The 20,145-nt window shown below is 48.2% G+C and carries 17 protein-coding genes; 4 read left to right on the forward strand and 13 right to left on the reverse strand.

Features of this window, described 5'->3' with window-relative positions; translation table 11 throughout:
- Positions 1 to 99 precede the first annotated feature (99 nt).
- The 3 genes from FBQ74_RS10615 to seqA all read right to left on the reverse strand — a co-directional run bounded on the left by FBQ74_RS10615 (position 100) and on the right by seqA (position 5,165).
- Positions 100 to 2,604 carry a glycogen/starch/alpha-glucan phosphorylase gene (locus FBQ74_RS10615; protein WP_168190649.1) on the reverse strand — a complete coding sequence of 835 codons (2,505 nt, stop codon included), beginning with the start codon at positions 2,602 to 2,604 and terminating at the stop codon, positions 100 to 102.
- Positions 2,605 to 2,839: 235 nt separating this feature from the next.
- Positions 2,840 to 4,492 (reverse strand): phosphoglucomutase (alpha-D-glucose-1,6-bisphosphate-dependent), encoded by a 1,653-nt coding sequence (gene pgm / locus FBQ74_RS10620; RefSeq protein WP_139756651.1) that lies wholly within the window; start codon positions 4,490 to 4,492, stop codon positions 2,840 to 2,842.
- A gap of 43 nt (positions 4,493 to 4,535) precedes the next feature.
- Positions 4,536 to 5,165 (reverse strand): replication initiation negative regulator SeqA, encoded by a 630-nt coding sequence (gene seqA, locus FBQ74_RS10625; RefSeq protein WP_139756652.1) that lies wholly within the window; start codon positions 5,163 to 5,165, stop codon positions 4,536 to 4,538.
- A 205-nt stretch (positions 5,166 to 5,370) separates the two neighbouring features.
- On the opposite strand from seqA, the gene FBQ74_RS10630 reads away from it, so the two are divergent.
- From FBQ74_RS10630 to FBQ74_RS10640, 3 genes are read left to right on the forward strand one after another with little or no spacing between them, the layout of a single operon-like run.
- Positions 5,371 to 6,282, forward strand: a complete 912-nt coding sequence (locus tag FBQ74_RS10630; RefSeq protein WP_139756653.1) for an AAA family ATPase — start codon at positions 5,371 to 5,373, stop codon at positions 6,280 to 6,282.
- Position 6,283: 1 nt separating this feature from the next.
- Positions 6,284 to 7,240: a DUF58 domain-containing protein gene (locus FBQ74_RS10635; RefSeq protein WP_139756654.1), complete on the forward strand. Its 957-nt coding sequence runs from the start codon at positions 6,284 to 6,286 to the stop codon at positions 7,238 to 7,240.
- Positions 7,237 to 9,303, forward strand: coding sequence for a transglutaminase family protein (locus tag FBQ74_RS10640; protein WP_139756655.1), 2,067 nt, complete (start codon positions 7,237 to 7,239; stop codon positions 9,301 to 9,303). Before FBQ74_RS10635 ends, FBQ74_RS10640 begins: the two co-directional genes overlap by 4 nt.
- Positions 9,304 to 9,702: 399 nt before the next feature.
- Here FBQ74_RS10640 and fusA read toward each other — a convergent pair whose 3' ends face one another.
- The 5 genes from fusA to FBQ74_RS10665 form a co-directional block, all read right to left on the reverse strand.
- Positions 9,703 to 11,790, reverse strand: coding sequence for an elongation factor G (gene fusA / locus FBQ74_RS10645; protein ID WP_139756656.1), 2,088 nt, complete (start codon positions 11,788 to 11,790; stop codon positions 9,703 to 9,705).
- 165 nt (positions 11,791 to 11,955) lie between these two features.
- Positions 11,956 to 13,035: a 23S rRNA (cytidine(2498)-2'-O)-methyltransferase RlmM gene (gene rlmM, locus FBQ74_RS10650; protein ID WP_139756657.1), complete on the reverse strand. Its 1,080-nt coding sequence runs from the start codon at positions 13,033 to 13,035 to the stop codon at positions 11,956 to 11,958.
- On the reverse strand, positions 13,028 to 13,402 hold the full coding sequence (locus tag FBQ74_RS10655; protein ID WP_139756658.1) for a DUF423 domain-containing protein: 375 nt from the start codon (positions 13,400 to 13,402) through the stop codon (positions 13,028 to 13,030). Before FBQ74_RS10655 ends, rlmM begins: the two co-directional genes overlap by 8 nt.
- Positions 13,399 to 14,043 (reverse strand): alpha/beta family hydrolase, encoded by a 645-nt coding sequence (locus FBQ74_RS10660; protein ID WP_139756659.1) that lies wholly within the window; start codon positions 14,041 to 14,043, stop codon positions 13,399 to 13,401. The genes FBQ74_RS10655 and FBQ74_RS10660 overlap by 4 nt, the downstream gene beginning before the upstream one ends.
- Positions 14,036 to 14,935 carry a transcriptional regulator GcvA gene (locus FBQ74_RS10665; RefSeq protein WP_139756660.1) on the reverse strand — a complete coding sequence of 300 codons (900 nt, stop codon included), beginning with the start codon at positions 14,933 to 14,935 and terminating at the stop codon, positions 14,036 to 14,038. The genes FBQ74_RS10660 and FBQ74_RS10665 overlap by 8 nt, the downstream gene beginning before the upstream one ends.
- A gap of 215 nt (positions 14,936 to 15,150) precedes the next feature.
- Here FBQ74_RS10665 and FBQ74_RS10670 point away from each other — a divergent pair, with 215 nt between their 5' ends.
- Positions 15,151 to 15,432, forward strand: coding sequence for a hypothetical protein (locus FBQ74_RS10670; protein ID WP_139756661.1), 282 nt, complete (start codon positions 15,151 to 15,153; stop codon positions 15,430 to 15,432).
- Positions 15,433 to 15,499: 67 nt separating this feature from the next.
- On the opposite strand, the gene kdsA is transcribed toward FBQ74_RS10670, so the two are convergent.
- The 5 genes from kdsA to hemA all read right to left on the reverse strand — a co-directional run bounded on the left by kdsA (position 15,500) and on the right by hemA (position 20,044).
- Complete coding sequence (gene kdsA, locus FBQ74_RS10675; RefSeq protein ID WP_139756662.1) at positions 15,500 to 16,354, reverse strand: 3-deoxy-8-phosphooctulonate synthase; 855 nt, start codon at positions 16,352 to 16,354, stop codon at positions 15,500 to 15,502.
- Positions 16,355 to 16,365: 11 nt separating this feature from the next.
- The gene (locus FBQ74_RS10680; RefSeq protein WP_139756663.1) at positions 16,366 to 16,740 is read right to left on the reverse strand and encodes a SirB2 family protein; all 375 of its coding nucleotides are present in this window, start codon (positions 16,738 to 16,740) and stop codon (positions 16,366 to 16,368) included.
- Positions 16,741 to 16,833: 93 nt separating this feature from the next.
- Positions 16,834 to 17,670, reverse strand: a complete 837-nt coding sequence (gene prmC, locus FBQ74_RS10685; protein WP_139756664.1) for a peptide chain release factor N(5)-glutamine methyltransferase — start codon at positions 17,668 to 17,670, stop codon at positions 16,834 to 16,836.
- The gene (gene prfA / locus FBQ74_RS10690) at positions 17,670 to 18,755 is read right to left on the reverse strand and encodes a peptide chain release factor 1 (RefSeq protein ID WP_139756665.1); all 1,086 of its coding nucleotides are present in this window, start codon (positions 18,753 to 18,755) and stop codon (positions 17,670 to 17,672) included. Before prfA ends, prmC begins: the two co-directional genes overlap by 1 nt.
- Positions 18,756 to 18,769: 14 nt before the next feature.
- Positions 18,770 to 20,044 carry a glutamyl-tRNA reductase gene (gene hemA, locus FBQ74_RS10695; protein ID WP_139756666.1) on the reverse strand — a complete coding sequence of 425 codons (1,275 nt, stop codon included), beginning with the start codon at positions 20,042 to 20,044 and terminating at the stop codon, positions 18,770 to 18,772.
- Positions 20,045 to 20,145 lie beyond the last annotated feature (101 nt).

Here is a 20,145-nt window from a genome sequence, read left to right on the forward strand (position 1 = left end):
TAGGATAAAACTGATTAATCTGTGTACGCGACAGTCAGCTAAAAAAGACCAAAAAAAAGGCCCCTTTATCAGCGGCCTTTTTAGTTCGGATTCTATTGATTAACGAATCTTCTGCTGTTCCACAGCACAGGAATCCAGTCTCCACACACGATCGACATAGTCCTGAATTGAACGGTCTGAGGTGAATTTCCCCATCATCGCCGTATTAATGATGACCATTTCAGCCCAGCGTGCTTTGTCGCGATAAGCTTTATCTACCTCAATCTGAGCATCTGAGTAGGCTCTGAAATCGGCCAGCACGAAGAATGGGTCACCTAAATCCAGCAGGCTCTGTTTGATAGAAACCAGTGCGCCGGGCTTTCCGGGTGTAAAATAGTCGGTCTCCAGCCAGTCCAGAATGGCTTTAATCTCGGCATCTTTGTAGTAGTAGTCTTTAGGATTGTAACCACTGGCTTTCAACGCGTTGACGTCTTCGACGGTCATTCCGAAGATGAAAATATTGTCCTCGCCAACTTCCTCAGCAATCTCGACATTCGCACCATCCAGCGTACCGATAGTTACCGCACCATTTAGCGCCAGTTTCATGTTACCAGTACCCGATGCTTCTTTTCCGGCTGTACTGATTTGCTCCGAAACATCACATGCAGGAATCATTTTTTCAGCAAGCGATACCCGATAATTCGGCAGGAACACAACTTTAAGCTTATTACCCACCCGCGGATCATTGTTGACCTTATCTGCTACTTTATTTATAGCGAAGATAATGTCTTTAGCCAGCTTGTAGCCAGGTGCGGCTTTTGCGCCGAAGATAAACACCCGGGGATGCATATCGTAATCCGGATTCTCCAGAATGCGACGGTACAGTGCCATAATATGCAGCAGATTAAGATGCTGCCGCTTATACTCATGCAGGCGCTTAATCTGAATATCAAAAATGGCGTTGGTATCGACCTGAATGCCTGTAGATGCATAGATCTCGTCGGCCAGAAGCTGTTTATTTTTCTGCTTCACGCTCATGAACGACTTCTGGAATGTTTTGTTGGTGGCGTGTTTTGCCAGCCCTTCCAGCTTTTTCAAATTAAGCGGCCAGTCTTCACCCACTTTTTTGTCGACCAGTTCAGACAATAGCGGGTTACATGCTTTCAGCCAGCGCCGCGGCGTGATGCCGTTGGTGACATTAGTCAGTTTGTCTGGCCAAAGTGCGTCGAAATCCGGGAAAAGATTTTCTTTTACCAGTCGCGAGTGCAGCTCGGCTACACCGTTAACTTTAAATGACCCGATGACAGAAAGATGACCCATGCGTACCATTTTCTCCGGACCTTCCTCAATGATAGACAGCTTAGCTTTTTTGCTGTTATCGCCCGGCCACTTTTTATCAACCTCGTTCATGAAACGATGATTGATCTCGTAAATGATCTCGAGGTGTCTGGGCAGAATTTTTTCCAGCATTCTGGCCGGCCACTTCTCCAGTGCTTCTGGTAATAAGGTGTGATTGGTATAGGCAAAAACATGTGTGCTGATGTCCCATGCAGTATCCCAGTCCAGTTCCGCGCGATCCACCAGAATTCGCATTAGCTCCGGAATAGCGATTGCCGGGTGCGTATCATTTAACTGAATGACTACCTGTTCTTTAAAACGACTCCAGTCGTCACCGTGTGCGCGTTTGTAGCGACGAATAATGTCTTTAAGTGAACACGAACAGAAGAAATACTGCTGTATCAGACGAAGCTCTTTGCCGGCTTCGGTCTCATCATTGGGGTACAGTACTTTTGAAATAGTTTCTGCCTGAATGTTTTCACGCTGCGCATCTACATAGCCACCCGCGTTGAAAACATCCCAGTTGAAATAGTCCGACGCTTCTGATTGCCACAAACGAAGAACATTCACGGTTTTGCCGCCGTACCCGACTACCGGGATATCCCATGGAACACCTTTAACAATAGAGCCAGGGTGCCATTCTTTTTTAATACCGCCATTATCGCCGTATTTAGTTTCTACATAACCAAACAGAGACACTTCCTGAATGGATTCAGGCCGGCATATTTCCCATGGATTTCCGTAATCGCGCCAGCTGTCCGGGCGTTCAATCTGGGCGCCACTTTTAATTTCCTGTCTGAATAGACCGTGCTCATAGTGAATACCATAGCCGATAGCAGGTAATTCCATGGTCGCCAGGGAATCAATAAAGCATGCCGCCAGACGGCCAAGGCCACCATTGCCCAGCGCCATATCTGGCTCTTCTTCAAGCACATCAGCCAGTTCTACACCCAGCTCCTTTAGCGCACCGTGAGCAACATCGTAAAGGCCGAAGTTCTGCATGTTGTTTGAAAGCAAGCGACCCATCAAAAACTCGGCGGAGAAATAATGCACCGCGCGTGTGTCATTCATATAGTGCGTTTTCTGGGTACGGCGTAACCCTTCCAGCACGTTTTCCTGAATAGCAGCGCAAGTGGCCTTCCACCAAGCATGGTTGTTAGCTTTGTTTTCGTCTGTGCCAAGTGTCGAGTGCAAATGGCGGATGATAGCGGCTTTGAAATCGCCTTTACTGATTTTCACATCAGGTAAGGAAGATGCCTGAGAAGCATTGCCAGCTTTCGCGTTCATATCATTCTCTCTCTTAAATTTGGAAACGTCCCCGTTTGCATCGGGCAACATTCGTCCTAATTGCGTAATAAAATTACAGAATTGAACAACAACTGAAAGCAATATAGCAACGAATTAAGCGTCTGTTTGTAATATTTTTGTTAAATTCACCAAAAAAAAAGACTTTTTTTAGAAAAAAGCCTTTTTATTAACACTTAATTTACACCACTTAGGCAGTAGATTTACATTTTGATATTCACTCGATAATTTTGCCGACTAATTGCTCAGCTTCATCAATGAGTTTCTGTAAGTGAGCTTCACCTTTGAAGCTTTCTGCATAAATTTTGTAGATTTGCTCAGTGCCGGAAGGTCTTGCAGCGAACCAGCCGTTTTCTGTAGATACTTTCACACCACCTATTGCAGCGTTATTGCCCGGCGCATGTGTTTGCACATTTATTATCGGATCGCCTGCCAGCGTCTGGCTGGTAACCACCGACTTATCCATATTAGATAGCTTAGCCTTTTGCTCCAACGATGCAGCCACATCTATTCGCTGGTATACCGGCTCGCCAAACTTTTCAGTGAGTGTCTGGTAGTGTTCACCCGGGTCTTTACCGGTCACAGCTAAGATCTCTGCAGCTAACAGGCATAAGATGAAGCCGTCTTTATCCGTTGCCCAGGTTTTGCCATCGCGCTGAAGAAAGATGCCTCCGGCGCTTTCTTCGCCGGCAAAGCCGATGGTGCCCTTACTCATTCCCTCTACAAACCACTTAAAGCCAACCGGCATTTCGGCCAACTCACGCTCAAGCGACGTTGCGACGCGGTCGATCATGGAACTGGAAACCAGTGTTTTACCGACTTTAAGCGAAGCCGACCAATCCGGGCGATTGTTAAAAAGATAGTTAATTGCAACAGCAAGATAATGATTAGGGTTCATCAGGCCTGCGCTTTTGCATACGATGCCGTGTCGGTCAAAGTCAGGGTCGTTGCCCCATGCAAGGTCGAACCGGTCTTTTAATTCAATTAAACCGGCCATCGCAAACGCAGAGGAACAGTCCATACGCAATTTACCGTCCTTGTCTCTGCGCATAAACCCGAACTGCGGATCGACCTTCTTATTAACCACTTCGATGTTAAGGTTATATTTTTCAGCAATACGCTCCCAGTACCCTACCCCGGCACCACCCAGAGGATCGGTTCCCAACTTCAGTCCGGCCTGACTAATAGCCTGCATATCGACAACCTTTGCCAAATCGTCAATATAGGGTTCCATAAAATCATCTTCGCTAACCAAATCGCTGGCCAGAGCTTCACGCAGTGGCAATCGCTTTACGCCGGCATTCTTGTCACCAATAAGGGCGTTTGCCCGTTTTTGAATAACGCTCGTGGCATCGCTGTCAGCCGGTCCACCATGCGGTGGGTTGTATTTGAAACCACCGTCTGCGGGCGGGTTATGAGAAGGCGTAATGACCACACCGTCAGCAAATCCTTCTGTGCGGGACTGATTGTAGCGAATAATGGTGCGGGATATGACCGGCGTGGGGGTATATCCCATACTGGCATTATCGCTTCGCTGAATCACCACTGGGATGTCATTGGCACTAAGCACTTCAATCGCAGTCATCATTGCCGGTTCAGATAATGCGTGGGTGTCCTTTCCGATAAATAACGGTCCGGTAATATTCTCGTGCTGACGATACTCCGCCAGTGCCTGACAAATAGCCGCTATGTGCACATCATTAAATGTGGCCAGACTGGCACTTCCCCTGTGCCCGGATGTACCGAAGCTGACAGCTTCTGCTTTATTCATCGGGTCCGGGGTGTAGCTATAATACTGACCAACTAATTCCGCAACATTGATAAGCTGCTCGGGGGCGGCAGGCTGGCCTGCCTGACTGTGCTGTGCCATACGGTATCCTTTCGAAATTGTGTTTGTGAAGCGGTATGCTTAATCAGGCGAAACGGTTCACTACTAATTCCCGCGTTTCCGCATCATAGCCAAGTACTTGCAGAACCTGTTCCAGCATCGCTATTTTCTTTGCTGTATTGTTATTCGTAACGACCCAGTAAGGGCTGTCAGGTATCTGTTTCGGGTTCGTACTGCTACCGGTTTTCAGCAATGCATCTTTAGATGTTGCGAAATAAATACGGTTTTTGCCCTTTATTTGCTCTACCTGAGCAAATGTTTGAGGTTGTAGATCATGCAATTGAGCAAGAATAAACAAAAACAAATCGACCCGTTTGGTATAAGGCTCTAATACGTCCTTACTCAGCCGCGATGTAATGTCTTTACCTTCAGGCGCTGCTGGTTTGGCGACAGCATCGCGGGTTGATGACGGTTTGCCTGCAGCCTGACTAGCTGGTTTGCTGGTTGCAGAGGTAGACAGCTTCTTTTCCTGAGATTTAGCAGGTGTAGTCTCGGCGGTCTTCGCCTGCAGTACCGATTTTCCATCAGCACTGACCTTCTGTGCAGCGCCATCCATCAGCAAGCGGCGCAGAATGTCTGAAGCGCTTTCGCCGATATGCTTTGTTTGCCCGGCTATATACGCATATAAATCATCATCTATATCAATACTTTTCATATACTACTTCCTTAACAATCTGACCCATTATAGACAACACGCCTGCTCGTCGCAGCACTTTATGGTGCTTAATTTCCACCGATTTTTATACACGATATCATTGATTTGCTCCGTTACAGCTATACTCACGTATTAGTTCTACGCTTTGTGGAATATTGCGGCACTGATATTCTTTACATTGACTTATCTAAAAGTGGTAGCACGGATGATTAGATCAGATTTCGACGCGCTAATTGACGCGCTTGGCAAGCATATACTGGGTAAACCTCAACAAATTAAGCTTGCGCTAACCTGCATGCTGGCGCAGGGTCATCTTTTAATTGAAGATTTACCGGGTATGGGTAAAACAACCCTCTCTCACGCACTCGCCCGCCTCTTTAATCTTGATTATTCACGTATTCAGTTTACCTCAGACTTGCTGCCTTCAGACATGCTGGGCGCGACCATATTTAACGCCCAAACGCAGGATTTTGTATTTCGCCCAGGCCCGGTTTTTAATCAACTGATACTCGCTGATGAAATTAACCGGGCAAGTCCTAAAACCCAAAGTGCGCTGCTTGAGTCAATGGAAGAGCAGCAGGTGAGTATAGATGGCACCACTTATCCACTGCCTTCACCGTTTTTCGTAATTGGCACACAAAACCCGATGTTTCAGTCAGGGACCTATCCATTGCCCGAGTCGCAGCTTGACCGTTTTTTGATGAAAATTTCGCTTGGGTACCCAGATTGGGAAGCAGAAAAGGCGATGCTGAGCGATAGCGAAGTAAAAGCCGATACTGTCAGTTATCATGTCGAACAGCTTGTCGACTGGCAACAACGGGTTAAAAACGTACATGCTTCTGATGCAGTCATTAGCTATATTCTGCGGCTGGTTACCATGAGCAGAACCACCCCGGGTTTTCCTCATGCCTTATCGCCCCGGGCCAGTAAAGCGTTGCTACAGGCCAGCCGTGCGTGGGCTTTCATTCATAATCGTGATCACGTGCTTCCCGATGATATTCAGGCGGTTTTTGCAGCCGTGTCAGAGCACAGATTACGGGCGTCCTATCAGGATACTGACGAGGATACATCGCTTAGCCAGCGCTTGCTGGAAAGTGTCGACCCACTGGCCGCCTAATATGTTCGGACGGCTTCGAAACCGACTGCTATTACGGTGGCTGGCAGCGCGCATTCCCGGTCACCGTAGGCATACCCTGAATATGCAGTCGGTATTTATTATGCCGACACGCTTTGGTGTGTACTTTTTTGTATTATGCGCAGCGCTATTCATTCTGGGCACAAACTATCAGAACAATCTGCTATTGCTGCTTTGTTATTTTTTTCTTTCCGTTTCTCTGGTTGCGCTATTTACCAGCTATCAGAACTTTGCGCGTTTACAAATCCAGGCCCGCGGGGTCAATACTGTATATGCAGGCGATGAAGCACAGTTTCAAATTCAGCTGTCTTCACACTCGCATCAACAGCCCGCCGGACAGCTAACCATCAGGTGGTGGGGCCACAAACACGGTATTGTTGTAGATTTAGACGAAAAAGCCGACGAAGTCCACCTGCCTCGTGCCACTTACCGTCGTGGGGTGTTTCCCCTGCCCCGGGTAACCTTCAGTTCGCAATACCCGCTTGGCCTTTTCAAATGCTGGACGCATCTTGACTTTGCGCAACCTATGACTGTATTTCCGCGTTTGGAACCTGCCAGTATTCATAACGTCAGTTATCAGCAAAGTAATGGAAACGGTGCGACGCTGGTTGCCGGGCAAGAGGATTTTGACAGTTTACGAGCATATCGTGAAGGCGACCCTATTGCCCGGATAGCGTGGAAGTCATTAGCCAGGGGCGCTGAGCCTACGGTAAAAACGTTCAGCGAGCCGGCAAATTTTAATACCCGGCTTATCATCAACCCTGTTAGCCAGACACTGGAAAAGGACATCAGTCAGACAGCATATCTGGTTGTTGAGCTAACCCGGCGTCAACAGCCATTCGCGCTACAGATAGGCCCTCTTCACTACACCGCAGATACCGGTCGGGCGCATCGTGATAAGTGTCTGCGTGCGTTAAGCACTATCGGAACTCAGGTATGAAGGGCGCAGGGCTTCCGGTCAAGGGCCATCGTGCGACCCTTATTCTCAGTATAGCCATGCTGGTACTTACCGCCGTACTTAATCAGCCACTCATGGGTTGGGTGATGCTGATGATGACCTGTGCCACCGTGATTCGGTTTTACCTGTTCCGCGCCGGACAGACACAGAAACTCAGTGCGCGACTGGTTAACCTTCTCGCGGTACTGGCATGTATCGCGCTGGCCTGGTTCAGCGGTCAGCAAGGCTTGCTGGAAATCATGGTTAATTTACTGGTGACCGGCTGTGCGCTGAAGCTGTTGATATTGCGGCAATCCAAAGATTTTTTACAGCTAACTGCCTGTGCCTTTTTTCTTATCGGCTGTGCGTTCATTTTTGAACAGGCTTTATCTACAGCCATTCTGCTAAGTATTATCGTGTTGCTGTTGTTATTAGGGCTGCAGCACTTGTTTGCGCCCCAACTAGCCTTTAAAAAACAGCTTTCTGCAATTGTGAAACTGGGGCTGCAGGCGTTACCCATCGCGTGTCTGTTATTTATTGTGATGCCACAGTTGCCACCCTTATGGGGCATGCCTGCCGGCAAAAGCACGCAAACCGGTCTGAGTGAAAGTATGACGCCGGGAGATATTGCCTCGCTGACCCGCTCTACCGAGCGTGTTTTTACCGCCACCTTCAAGGGCGATATTCCGCTTCCTGAGCAACGTTACTGGCGAGCAATGGTGCTGGAATCTTTCGATGGCAATACCTGGTCAGTGAGTGAGTATCGTCAACAACAGCAGATTATGGCTCAGTTTGCTAACCCAGCCACATGGTCTGAGCCAAACGGTAATTGGGATGAGTATCAGATGATCGTAGAGCCTGATGGAAATCAGTGGCTTTATGCGCTGAATGTATCCGTACCTGCGAACCGTTCAACCGCCGGTAAAGTTATACGAAATCAGGACTATTCACTTTCGGCGCGACAGCCTGTCATGAGCAAGCAGTTATTTGACTTACGGTATTATGAAGATGCAATACGACCTCTGTCAGGTACTGGGATCGACCATAAGCTAAACTTGCAGGTACCTGCCAGTCAGAAGAACCCCCGCGCCCGTGACTGGGCCAGGCAGTTAAGGCAACGTTACAATGATAATCACGCACTGACCAACGCAGTAATGCGTTATTTTGCTAACCAGGGGTTCTCTTATACGCTGACACCCGGGGCTATGCCCCAACATCCTGTTGATACGTTTTTATTTGAGCAGCGCGAAGGTTTTTGCGCACATTATGCCAGTGCCATGGCGTATGTGCTTCGGGAAACCGGTATTCCGGCGAGAATTGTTTCAGGGTATCAGGGCGGTGAAGCCATTACTCAGAACGCACTTAGTGTCTATCAGTACGATGCACATGCGTGGGTTGAAGCCGCCCCTGACGGTAAGACATGGCAACGCTTCGATCCCACCTCGATGGTCGCGATGTCCCGTTTGCAATACGGCTTTCAGCAAGCAATGGCAGACCAGCAGGCGGAAGTGCCATTATTCTCAAGAGCGCGGGCCCGAGACTCTGCACTATTGGGCGGGCTGTTTTCGATGATTGATACGGTTAATTATCAGTGGAGCCGCTGGGTACTGGGCTTCGATGATGAGCGTCAGCAAGATATGCTTAGTGGAATACTGGGTGAGAAAACCACCACTAAACTGGCTCTTTTCGGTCTGGCTGTGATGTTATTTATCACGGGATTACTTGCCCTTTACTTTATCCCTAAGCCTGCTGCCAGGCAGACCGATGAAATCCAGCGTCTTTACGACAGTCTGTCAGCACGGCTGCATAAATTGACGGGTGTAGAACGGGCTAATCTTTCCGCAAGACAATATCTTCACACAGTGGCGCCTCACCTGGATTCACAAACTTTTGCGCTATTTGAACGGTTTACCGCGCAATACGAAGAAATTCGTTATGTACCTGCAGCCACACAACGTAGTCACTATGCAAACTTACGCAGCCAACATCGAATTCTGATGAAAAAGCTCAAAGCGGGAATGGTCGGCTTCAGAGCTTCGCCTTTAACAGATGCAAAAGGAAAGTGATACCGCAAGCGGTAAATAACTAACCAGCGGAATAGGGTCGGCACCGTGATAACAACTAACGAAAACGGACCACTGTTCAGCACCACCCCGCCCTGCCATACCGTTATTGATGTCACCATAGCACGTCGCAGCGTCCAGTAACGCCCGCGCCACAGTAATATTGACGGGGAGCTGTAAACTACCACTACGTTCGCTGCTTCCTGTTTAGTAGTACTGACCATTAAAAAGCAGCATACGTGCCCCACCACTATTGCAAAGGCCGTCAATACCGTCAGAACGCTGATTAGTAAAGTCATACAGTTTACTGTCCCGCTATTAGAAGAACAGTCAGAAAGTACGCCAGTTTCAGGCACAAAAAAACCCGCCAGATGGCGGGTTTTTATAATCACATCAGAAGACTTATTTTGCTTCTTTACGTGCTTTTGCTTCTTCGATAACTTTGTCAGCAACATTTTGCGGACAAGAAGAGTAGTGGCTGAACTCCATAGAGAACTGACCACGACCAGATGTCATCGTACGCAGGTGACCGATGTAACCAAACATTTCTGAAAGAGGTACGTCTGCTTTAATACGTACGCCAGTTACACCCGCTTCCTGATCTTTGATCATGCCACGACGACGGTTCAGGTCACCGATAACATCACCAACGTGATCTTCAGGCGTGAACACGTCAACTTTCATGATTGGCTCAAGAATCTGAGGACCTGCTTTAGGCATTGACTGACGATATGCACCTTTCGCTGCAATTTCGAACGCAACTGCTGATGAGTCAACCGCGTGGAAGCCACCGTCATACAGTTCAATTTCAACATCCAGTACCGGGTAGCCCGCCAACGGACCTTCTTCCATCATACCCTTGAAGCCTTTTTCAATGGCAGGGAAGAATTCTTTTGGTACGTTACCACCAACAACAGTTGAGGTGAATGTGAAACCAGAGTTAGTTTCACCCGGCTTGATGCGGTAATCAATCTTACCGAACTGACCAGAACCACCAGACTGCTTCTTGTGCGTGTAGCTGTCGTCGATTTCCTGAGTGATAGATTCACGGTAAGCAACCTGTGGCTGACCAACTTCCAGCTCAACGCCGTAAGTACGCTTCAGGATATCTACTTTGATATCAAGGTGAAGCTCACCCATACCTTTCAGGATGGTTTCGCCTGAATCTTCGTCAGTTTCAACCTGGAACGACGGATCTTCAGAAACCAGTTTACCGATAGCGATACCCATTTTCTCAGTTGCGCCTTTATCTTTAGGCTTAACTGCGATTGAGATTACCGGCTCAGGGAAGATCATCGGCTCAAGTGTACAAGGGTTGCTGGTAGCACACAGTGTGTGACCAGTTTGTACATTCTTCATACCGACAACAGCCAGAATGTCACCTGCGTGTGCAGTTGTCAGTTCTGTACGGTCATTAGCGTGCATTTCAACCATACGGCCGATACGCTCAGTTTTACCAGTTGCACTGTTAAGGATGGTATCACCCTTGTTAAGTACACCAGAGTAAACACGGATGAAGGTCAGTGCACCGAAACGGTCGTCCATGATTTTGAACGCCAATGCACGGAACGGCTCGTCTTTAGAAACGATCGCGTGCTCGCCAGTAGGTTCACCGGTCGCTTCGTCAGTAAGAGGCTGAGGATCAACTTCAGTCGGGTTAGGCAGGTAATCAAGAACCGCGTCAAGTACCAGCTGAACACCTTTGTTTTTAAAGGCAGAACCACAGTAAGTCGGAAAGAATTCAAGGTCACGGGTACCTTTACGGATACAACGCTTGATGTCTTCAACAGACGGCATGTCACCATCCATATACGCCATCATCAGGTCGTCATCCATTTCTACCGCTGTTTCAATCAGCTCTTCACGGTACTCAGCAACCTTGTCTTTCATGTCGTCAGGAACATCGCATACTTCGAAGTTTTCTGGCAGACCAGTTTCGTCCCAGATATAGGCTTTTTCTTCAAGTACGTCGATGATGCCGTTGAAATCATCTTCGATACCGATTGGCAGTGTCATAACCACTGGCTTAGCACCAAGAACTTTCTTGATTTGGCCAACTACACGGTAAAAATCTGCACCCATGCGGTCCAGCTTGTTTACGAAGATAACACGTGCAACACCTGATTCGTTTGCATAGCGCCAGTTGGTTTCTGATTGTGGCTCAACACCACCAGAACCACAGAATACACCGATACCGCCGTCAAGTACTTTCAGTGAACGGTAAACTTCTACAGTGAAGTCAACGTGTCCAGGAGTATCAATGATGTTCAGACGGTGATCTTTCCAGAAACAGGTCGTTGCCGCTGACTGGATAGTAATACCACGCTCAGCTTCCTGTTCCATGAAGTCAGTTGTTGACTCACCATCGTGTACTTCACCGGTTTTGTGGATTTTACCGGTAAGTTTCAAAATACGTTCAGTTGTGGTTGTTTTCCCCGCGTCTACGTGGGCGAAAATACCAATATTTCTGTAATGAGATAAGTCTGCCATTAGTTCACTTTCGTTGGTTCAGAGTAAAAAAACGGCGGGATTATAAAGGATTTCAATACCAGATTGACAGCCCTTTCCGCAAAAAGTATAAAACTTATCCAGCGGTTCCACGCCACCATTTAAATTAATTCTTATTATTCAATCATTTAGAATAGATTCAGGAAATTACGTTTCTCGGACAATTGTCACCGTGATTTCATCGCGATCATGATAAAGGTGTCTCATCTGCAGAACAAACTTATCATCAAGTTTATCAAGCCTGTCCTTTAAGGAGGAAATTGCCTCGGTCACCGTCTCAAAACGTTTTTTCATCGGTAACTTCAAATTAAACACAGCATGGTCAGCCCATTGCTTAACTAACCAGTCACCCATTAGCTTCGCTACCCGATCAGGTTGCTCTATCATATCACAAACCAGCAGATCTACACGGCCCATCTGTGGCCGATAACTGAAGCCGTCTGCCGCAAAATGCTCAACCTGACCGGTGGCCATTAGCGCATCGTCTACCAAGCCATTGTCAATGGCCTCTACATGCATACCTCGCTTTACCAGCTGAAAGGTCCAGCCACCGGGACATGCCCCTAAATCTACCGCTCTGCCACCGGCGCGAAATATTTGCTCCTGTTCCTCGTCGGTCAGCATAGTAAGAATAGCTTCTTCAAGCTTAAGTGTAGAACGACTGGGTGCGCCCGTTGGGAATTTCAGCCGGAAAATACCATTAGCATGGGCACTTCGCGCCTCAGGATAGGAATAACCTACCTTACATTCATCAAAACCGGTGAAAAATACATGAATCCCACGGCAATCAGGCTTTTCTTTATAAGTAAGGCAATACTGTTTTCTTAATGCCTGGCGCAGCACCACTGAAAATTTGCGACAAAGCTTCGCCAGTTCTTTTCCATCATCCGTATCGGCGTGATCGACGAACAACATGCCGTTTTTCATATCGGGATTATCGTGTTCCTGCACGGCACTAAGTACTGGTCCCAACCGATCACTTTTATCCAGCGATTCCAGAGTATCTGTTACGACAAAAAGCTGTCTGGCAAAGATTATTTGTGCGACTGCAAGCTTCTGTCCCAGCAAATCAGCATCATCAGCCTGATGACAGATATACTCTACGTAGCCCTGTCCGGACGTGAATACCGGGTAGCCAAAACAATTAAGCATGGTAGCCTTCTCAGTAAGCTCTTTACCTAAATCAGCTTCATAACCGGCGCGACAATACGCCAATACACTAGCCATCTGTATCTCCTTTAACAGCAGCTGTCAGCACCAGCCCCCAACCAATCATGAGCGTAACACCCCCTATTGGCGTAACCGGTCCCAGCCAGCTTAGCTGTGCCAGGGTCAGCAAATAAATACTGCCACTAAACAACACTATTCCCAGAATAAAACTCCAGGCCGCCAGTGTTGCCAGATTACGCTTTAACTGAGGCAGTGCAGCTACCAGTAGCAGCGCCAGACTGTGATACATCTGATAGCTGACTGCAGTTTTAAACGACGCGAGCGACGCTGGGCTAAGCGTGCCTTTGAGGCCGTGGGCGGCCAATGCGCCAAGTATTACTGCCGTCAAAGCACTTAGTGCGGCGATACTGATAATTATTTTCATAGTTGTTTGCCTTTACTGTGCGCAAGCATAAACATTGCAGCCGTACGCGCAGCTTCATAAAGATTGCTTTGTAGCGTGAATCCACTTTTCTTTCGGGGCTTGAGACTATGGTCACCGTCGCTAAGAAACGATGTTGTCACCGATGAGGCCAATGGATAGTTTCTGATTTCTTTCTGCGTGCCAAAGGTGTCACGCTCTCCCTGACAAATGCATACAGGTTTTTTAATATCTGTAAGATGGACGGTTCGTAGTTTATCTGGCTTTCCCGGTGGGTGAAACGGATAGCCGAAAACCACCGCCCCCAATGCATCGCTTTCCTCGAGAATATGCGTTGCTACCCGTCCACCCATCGACTTGCCACCGATAAACGTCGGTAAGGCTGCAGACTTACTGATGCTTTCTTCCACCAGCGCTTTAAAATGCGCTTCAAGCTTTGGCATCTTGTCCGGGGGGCGTCGTTTTCCAGTTTCCTGCATCGTCTGCATGTAGGGAAAGTTAAACCGCCAGACTTCTACACTCTGTTGTGCCAGATGCGAGGATATATCTTCCATGAATGGCGTTTGATAACCCGCACCTGCACCATGCGCTAAAATAAGCCGACATCTGGCACTGTCACTTTCGGTGATCTGATAATCAAACATTTTCCTGTTCCTCTTCGACCTGCGCCAGGATCCATTCTCTGAAGGCAGCGATTTTACCTAAATCGGCCTGGGATTCATCACACACTACATAGAAGGCGTCGCGTGATTCCACACGTTCTGAAAAGGGCATAATTAAACGTCCTGCGTCGATTTCCGGGCGAGCCAGGATCGTATTTGCCAGTGCAATGCCCTGCCCCAGGGCTGCTGCCTGAAGGACCAGCATCGAGTGACTGAATACCGGCCCCTGGTTGACATTTACGCCAGCTACCCCGACCTGACGAAGCCATGTTTTCCACGCTTCGCGACTCAGGTCATGCAACAGTACATGATGTTTTAAATCGGCCAGACTGGAAAGCGGCTTTGGCCCGCTAAACAAACTGGGCGCACACAGCGGCGTAAGAAACTCCTTATGCAGCTTGTCTGCCTGAACGCCCGACCAGCGCCCCTTGCCATAGTAAATAGCCACATCGACATCATCGTCCAGAAACCCCTCGTCAAAGTCGACAGCCTTGATGCGAACGTCAATATCGGGATGTTCCACACTAAACCGGCTGATTCGCGGTACCAGCCACTGCGATGCGAAACTAGGCGGCATTGCAACGGTGATGGCCCCCTTGCTGCCTTTTGCCAACAGACGCTCGGTCGCTTCCTGAAGGCTTTTGAATATGTCTTTAAGCTCCAGAAAGTAGGCTTGCCCTTCCTCAGTAAGCAGCAGCGTACGATTACGTCGAATGAACAGCTTCATGGATAAGTATTCTTCGAGCGCTTTTATCTGATGACTTACTGCAGCCTGAGTGACAAACAACTCATCAGCAGCTTTAGTAAAGCTCAAATGGCGGGCCGCAGCTTCAAAGGCTTTCAGGGCATTTAATGGCGGTAATCGACGTTGCATATACAGCCTCTGGACATATGACAAACAGATGACAAAAGCATTAGATTTTCTAATGAATAACCCATACTTTTACTCGTTTTAAAAATAAGCAATCAGTGTCTATTATTTACACGCAATCAGGAAGGAAGCTTTGTTAACAATAAGTTACACGCCTGATTTGTTAAAGCTGTTAACAATAGCAGCACAATTTTTCTATAAATTCTATTAGGTGTGAAATGAAAAAACTACTTTTATCTACTGTTTCTGTTATGGCGTTCGTCAGTGCAGCTACCGCACAGGCAGAAACAACACAAACAGACTCTGAATCAAAAAAAAACGCGTTTGTCATCGAGCTCGATAAAGACAGCCTGAATCCACAGCTTGATATGAAAACAATTGTTGCAGAACAAGTGAAAACAACACTGGAACAGGGTAAAGCCAAATACTTGTCATCTGCATTATTTGCTTATCAACCGAACCGAAAAACAGCAGCCTCGAAGGCGAATACCGGCGAATAAGCCGCAACATTACACCTGATACGATACAGGCAAGCTAGCTTGCCTGTATTGCAGTCTGACCTGCCTGTTAACTGGCTGAGGTATCCAGAGCATCAAATCCTTTTATAAGCTCATCAAGCGCTTTCATTTGCGCCAGATAGGGTTCCAGCTTAGATAAAGGTAATGCACACGGACCATCACATTTTGCCTCATCAGGGTTAGGGTGCGCTTCGATAAACAAGCCTGCCAGACCCAATGCCATACCACTACGAGCCAATTGCGCTGCCTGCGCACGCCTTCCGTCAGCTGATGACTCACGGCCACCTGGCATCTGAAGTGCGTGGGTTGCATCAAAGATGACCGGAGCGAACTCTTTCATCGCTTCCATCCCAAGCATATCAACGACCAGATTGTTATAGCCAAAACAGCTACCACGCTCACACAAAATCACATTTTCGTTATCGGCTTCTGCCAGCTTCTTAATAATATGGCGCATTTCATGAGGCGCCAGGAATTGTGGTTTCTTTACGTTTATAACCGCCCCGGTTTTGGCCATTGCGACCACCAGATCCGTTTGCCGCGCCAGAAAAGCCGGTAACTGAATAACATCCACGACTTCGGAGACAGGTTGTGCCTGGTGCGGTTCATGAACATCTGTAATCAGTGGAACGTCAAATGTTGACTTAATTTCCTCAAATATTTTCAGCCCTTCATCCATGCCCGGCCCGCGAAAAGAGGTGACAGAGGAACGGTTAGCCTTATCAAAAGACGCTTTAAATACGTAAGGGATATTCAATCGACTTGTCACTTCTTTGTAGTGCTCTGCGATACGCATCGCCATATCCCGGGACTCAAGTACATTCATGCCACCGAACAGGACAAATGGCAGATGATTTCCTACCTGCGTGTCGCCAACCTGAATAACTTTTTTAGAAACCGTCATATCGAACCCTTTTAAAAAATAATAGCTTGCTTGGTGAAGGCCACTCTCGCAATAAGAACAATCCAGGTGAGCGCACCGACAAAACCAATCCAGCGTAATGGTGCAGAGCGCCCCCATTTAAGGGCAAACATGCCCATCAGAATATAAATAACCAATCCAACGACCTTGAAGGTGAGCCAGTCATTGATAAATGGCCATTGAGATAAAATGCTGCACAGCCACAACGCACTGGCCAGCAAAACGGTATCGATTACGTGCGGCAGAACTTTGGCCCACTTTTGCTCCAGAACCCGGGGGCTGGCCTGTAACAGAATAAATCGCAGAATGAACAGCAGCACACTCAATGCGACTGCGGTTAAGTGAAGGTGTTTGGCCATCATGTACATAATTTTTCCTTATTTTTGCTGACATGATTAAAGAATTATCGATTACTATTACAGGCATTCGCGACAAGCGCAATTTATTGTATCGGGCTACTCTTAGCGTTCGCCGCGCTGGCCCAGCGTCACCCGGGGCTGACCCGCGAGATCGTTAATTGTCGTTACCTGCGTGAAGCCTTGCTGATTTAAAAGCGCCTGAACAGGCTTAGCCTGATTGAAACCATGCTCCAGTAAAAGCCAGCCATTTTCAGTGAGGTAGTGTGGAGCCTTGCTGATAATATACCGAATATCGTCCAGTCCATCGGTACCGGCGGTAAGTGCAGAAGATGGCTCGAACCGCACATCGCCCTCATTAAGGTAGTGGCTATCCTGCTCAACATAAGGCGGGTTAGAGACAATCATCGAAAATGTTTGCCCCGCCAGTGATTCAAACCAGTTACTTTGTAAAAAGACGGCATTGGATATGTGGTTTCGTCCGGCATTCTCCCGGGCGAGCGAGACGGCATCAGCAATTCTGTCTACACCGATGACATTAACGTTGGGACGCTCACAGGCAATGGCAAGTGCAATCGCGCCGGTCCCTGTACCCAGGTCGCAAACGCTGGCCTCACCATCAGGCAAACGAGCGAGCGCCTGCTCAACCAGCAGCTCGGTCTCAGGGCGTGGAATCAACGTAGTAGGACTGACTTTAAGAGAAAGCGACCAGAATTCTCTGGCGCCAATCAAATAGGCAACAGGTTGCCCTTCAGCGCGCTGTTTTATCAGTGCCTGAAAACGCACTGTCTCATCGTCGCTCAATACTCGTTCAGGCCATGTGAACAGGTATGACTGGGGTTTTTCCAGTGTCGTGCACAGCAAAATGCGCGCATCTATAGCTGCACTGTCGCTGTAAGATAACTCTGTACTGGCCCATTTCAGGGCCTCAGCAATTTGCATTACTCGTCAGCAAGTGATGCCAGAAGATCGGCGTGATGTTCCTGGCGGATAGGCTCAAGCAGTGCATTCAGGTCCCCCTGAACCACCTCATCCAGTCTGTACAGCGTAAGGTTGATTCGGTGGTCTGTAACACGCCCCTGTGGGAAATTGTAAGTACGAATGCGCTCTGAGCGATCACCACTGCCCACCAGGTTACGACGAGTCGATGCTTCCTCGGCAGCCCGCTTTTCTTCTTCAATCTGATTCAGACGTGCCTGCAACACTGACATAGCCTTGGCCCGGTTTTTATGCTGAGAACGTTCATCCTGACACTCCACCACCAGACCGCTGGGTATATGGGTAATTCGAATCGCAGAATCCGTTTTGTTTACGTGCTGACCACCCGCACCGGAAGCACGAAACGTATCCACCTTCAGATCAGCCGGGTTGATATCAATAGCCTCTGATTCAGGCACCTCAGGTAGCACCGCGACGGTACAGGCAGAGGTATGAATACGCCCCTGACTTTCTGTCTCAGGGACACGCTGCACACGATGACCGCCTGATTCAAACTTAAGGATACCGTATGCACCGTCGCCGGCAACATTAGCAATAACCTCTTTAAAACCACCGTGCTCGCCTTCACTGGCACTGACCAGCTCGACACGCCAGCTCTGGCTTTCGGCAAAACGGCTATACATGCGAAACAAGTCGCCGGCAAAAATAGCCGCTTCATCGCCCCCGGCCCCGGCCCGAATTTCAAGAAAGCAGCTGTGATCGTCGTTAGGGTCTTTAGGTAACAGCAATATCTGCAATTCGTCTTCCAGGGTGGCCAGCTCTGCTTTTGCTGTTTTAATTTCTTCCTGCGCCATTTCACGCATTTCAGCATCATCTTCTTCAAGCATTTCATTCGCTGAAGCCAGATTCTCTTCTGCCTGGCGGTAAGCATTGAAACCTTTCACCACGTCTTCCAACTGGCTATATTCCTTGGAGAGCGCGCGAAACTTATCCTGATTACCGATGATGTCGGGATCGCCCAGCAAGGCCTGCACTTCATCAAAGCGCTCGACCAGATTTTCAAGCTTACTGACAACCGACTCTTTCATAATTTTTATTTACCTTATTCCTGTCGCTGATTTGACTGACTATCCAGTTCCAGTGAATCGCTCAGCCACTGTTTCAACGATGAGTCACTGGTGGCGGCCGCCTCGCGCAATATGCGGGTCGGTCCGTGCATCAGTGAATTTGTTAACTTATACGCCAGCTCTTTGACAACATCCTGCGATGCTTTGCCTTCCTCCAGTTGAAGCAAGGCCTTGGCAACCAGCTCATCGCGCTGACTGGTACCGCGCTCTCTGAACTGTTTCACTAAATCAATAGACTGCTGACTTTGTTGCCATGACAGGTAAGTTTCAACCTGTCCGGTAATGATTTGTTCCGCTTCCTGAGCAGCCTCTTCACGTGAGGCCAGATTTTGTTCAACAATGTGCTGAAGATCATCAACCGTATACAGGTAAGCATCGCCGAGTTCGTTGACCTGGGATTCGATATCTCTGGGCACTGCTAAATCAACCAGAAACATAGGCATGTTTCGCCGCTGCTTCAACGCACCCTCTACCATGCCTTTACCAATAAGCGGAAGCTGACTGGCAGTAGAACTGATGACAATATCAAAATTATGCAACTGTTCGGGGACCTGCGCCAGTGTCAGGACGTTAGCGTCCAGCTTTTCTGCCAGAGTTTGTGCTCGTGCCACAGTTCTGTTCGCCACATGTAACTGCTTCACGCCCTGCTCTTTGAGGTGCTGCGCTACCAGCTCAATGGTCTCGCCCGCCCCTACCAGTAAAACGGACCGTTTAGGCAATGCTGAAAAAATATGTTTCGCCAGTTGCACTGCAGCAAAGGCAACGGAAACCGCATTAGCCCCAATATCGGTATCGGTGCGCACTTTTTTGGCCACTGAGAAGGTATGCTGAAAAAGGCGCTCGAACTCTGCACTGACGGTACCGCTGTGACGGGCATCGTTGAAGGCTTGTTTCACTTGCCCCAGTATCTGCGGTTCACCCAGTATAAGTGAGTCCAGGCCTGCTGCCACCCGCATAATATGACGAATAGCTTCATCCTGAGAAAACTGGTAGCTGTGCTCACCGATGAGTTGTTCATCTACATGGTGGAATTGTGCCAGCCACTTAAGTATTGATTCACAGCTGTCGAACGCACCATTGACATAGACTTCTGTACGGTTGCAGGTCGAAACAATCACCGACTCGCTCACCCCTTCCTGCTTTTTCAGTGATGACAGTGCCGAAACCAGAGAGTCTGGTGTAAAGGCAACTTTCTCACGCAAAGCAACCGGTGCGGTTTTGTGATTGATTCCGAGGGCAAGTAAGGTCATTTATATTCATCTGGCGACTTCGGAGCGGCATTGTACGAAAAAGGCAAAATTATTGAAAGTGTTGCTGTAATTGTGTTCCTATATAAAGGTTAATCAGCCCA

This window comes from Salinimonas iocasae, from assembly GCF_006228385.1.
GTDB classification, from domain to species: Bacteria; Pseudomonadota; Gammaproteobacteria; order Enterobacterales; family Alteromonadaceae; genus Alteromonas; species Alteromonas iocasae.

Excerpts from the sequence above, each read along its gene's own strand:
- FBQ74_RS10680 (WP_139756663.1), bottom strand. The coding sequence starts at position 16,740 with ATGTACATGATGGCCAAACACCTTCACTTAACCGCAGTCGCATTGAGT.
- FBQ74_RS10665 (WP_139756660.1), bottom strand. The coding sequence starts at position 14,935 with ATGCAACGTCGATTACCGCCATTAAATGCCCTGAAAGCCTTTGAAGCT.
- FBQ74_RS10655 (WP_139756658.1), bottom strand. The coding sequence starts at position 13,402 with ATGAAAATAATTATCAGTATCGCCGCACTAAGTGCTTTGACGGCAGTA.
- pgm (WP_139756651.1), bottom strand. The coding sequence starts at position 4,492 with ATGGCACAGCACAGTCAGGCAGGCCAGCCTGCCGCCCCCGAGCAGCTT.
- FBQ74_RS10630 (WP_139756653.1), top strand. The coding sequence starts at position 5,371 with ATGATTAGATCAGATTTCGACGCGCTAATTGACGCGCTTGGCAAGCAT.
- FBQ74_RS10660 (WP_139756659.1), bottom strand. The coding sequence starts at position 14,043 with ATGTTTGATTATCAGATCACCGAAAGTGACAGTGCCAGATGTCGGCTT.
- prfA (WP_139756665.1), bottom strand. The coding sequence starts at position 18,755 with ATGAAAGAGTCGGTTGTCAGTAAGCTTGAAAATCTGGTCGAGCGCTTT.
- FBQ74_RS10615 (WP_168190649.1), bottom strand. The coding sequence starts at position 2,604 with ATGAACGCGAAAGCTGGCAATGCTTCTCAGGCATCTTCCTTACCTGAT.
- FBQ74_RS10670 (WP_139756661.1), top strand. The coding sequence starts at position 15,151 with ATGAAAAAACTACTTTTATCTACTGTTTCTGTTATGGCGTTCGTCAGT.
- seqA (WP_139756652.1), bottom strand. The coding sequence starts at position 5,165 with ATGAAAAGTATTGATATAGATGATGATTTATATGCGTATATAGCCGGG.
- FBQ74_RS10640 (WP_139756655.1), top strand. The coding sequence starts at position 7,237 with ATGAAGGGCGCAGGGCTTCCGGTCAAGGGCCATCGTGCGACCCTTATT.
- fusA (WP_139756656.1), bottom strand. The coding sequence starts at position 11,790 with ATGGCAGACTTATCTCATTACAGAAATATTGGTATTTTCGCCCACGTA.
- FBQ74_RS10635 (WP_139756654.1), top strand. The coding sequence starts at position 6,284 with ATGTTCGGACGGCTTCGAAACCGACTGCTATTACGGTGGCTGGCAGCG.
- rlmM (WP_139756657.1), bottom strand. The coding sequence starts at position 13,035 with ATGGCTAGTGTATTGGCGTATTGTCGCGCCGGTTATGAAGCTGATTTA.
- hemA (WP_139756666.1), bottom strand. The coding sequence starts at position 20,044 with ATGACCTTACTTGCCCTCGGAATCAATCACAAAACCGCACCGGTTGCT.
- kdsA (WP_139756662.1), bottom strand. The coding sequence starts at position 16,354 with ATGACGGTTTCTAAAAAAGTTATTCAGGTTGGCGACACGCAGGTAGGA.
- prmC (WP_139756664.1), bottom strand. The coding sequence starts at position 17,670 with ATGCAAATTGCTGAGGCCCTGAAATGGGCCAGTACAGAGTTATCTTAC.